Here is a 1,054-nt window from a genome sequence, read left to right as displayed (position 1 = left end):
CCTGTCATCTCCATGTACCGCTGTCTGTCTGCAGGCTTGTTCAGCGCCGGATTCGCATCGTGCGCCGCTCCCACTGCCTCGGGCGTGCTGACCACACGGCACTGCTGCAGGCCGAACTTCTCCAGCGCCTTGCTGACGTACAGCTCCTGATCCAATGTGATCGTGCGCGCCTTTCGGTCGCGCGTGATGCGCATGCCCAGCATCCACGTCGTGGTCTTCAGTTGTTTGATGTTGAAACGTTGCTGCAGAAGCGCCACGCTCTGCTGGAACTCCGCCGCGTCGTCTGCGTGATAGCTGCCCTGCATGTCGTCGACGAAACGGTAAATCATCATCAGCCTTCCGCTGCGGCTGCGCTTGAAGTACAGCGACCGGTCGCTCACTGTCGCCTTGAATGCCATGTCCTTCGTGATGAATGTGTGCACCAGCTTGTCCCAGTTGCGCGGCGCCTGCTTCAGGCCGTACAGCGACTTCTGCAGCTTGCAGACCATGCCGGGCTGCTCGTACCCTTCCGGCAGCTGCATGTAGATGTCCTCGTCGACAGGCGCATTCAGGAATGCCGTCGGCACGTCGAACTGCGCCAGCTCGTGGTCCCACTTGGCCACCAGGGAGAGCGAGCCACGAAAGGTTTTGTACTGGCCGGTGTGCGCGAAGGTCTCGAAGAAGTCCACTCCCTGCTTCTGCCGGAAGCCTTTCGGCGTGAAGCGCGCCTTGTGCTCCACCACGGCGCCGTGCTCGTCCAGCTTCAGCTTGAAGACCTCCTTGCACGGCAGCACGTTGGCCCTGGGCGGCAGCTGGTCTCGTCGCACGAGCGTCCACACCTGCTGTTCGGTGCAGGAGCGCATCTCCTTATCCAGCGCCGCCTTCCACTTGGCCGCGTCCGGGCTGGCCATGGCCTGGCGGTAGGTCTGTGGCGTCTGCGCTTCCAATGCGGCAATGCCCGTGGCCACAGCGCTCATCACCGCGGCGGGCTCTGGGCGCTCTTCCGGCAGCTGCAGCTGGCGCAGCGCGCTCATCGCCATGTGCACCTGCGGCTCGTCATCGGCCTCGTCGTAGT

Annotated in this window: 1 protein-coding gene; it reads right to left on the bottom strand. The window is 63.4% G+C overall.

The annotated features are described in order from the left end of the window. The coding region (locus AC11W3_RS09550; protein WP_484092919.1) for a reverse transcriptase domain-containing protein at positions 1-1,054 on the bottom strand (1,054 nt) is incomplete at both ends.

It is taken from the genome of Geomonas sp. (genome assembly GCF_056994735.1).
This window is presented reverse-complemented; position numbering and strand designations above follow the sequence as displayed.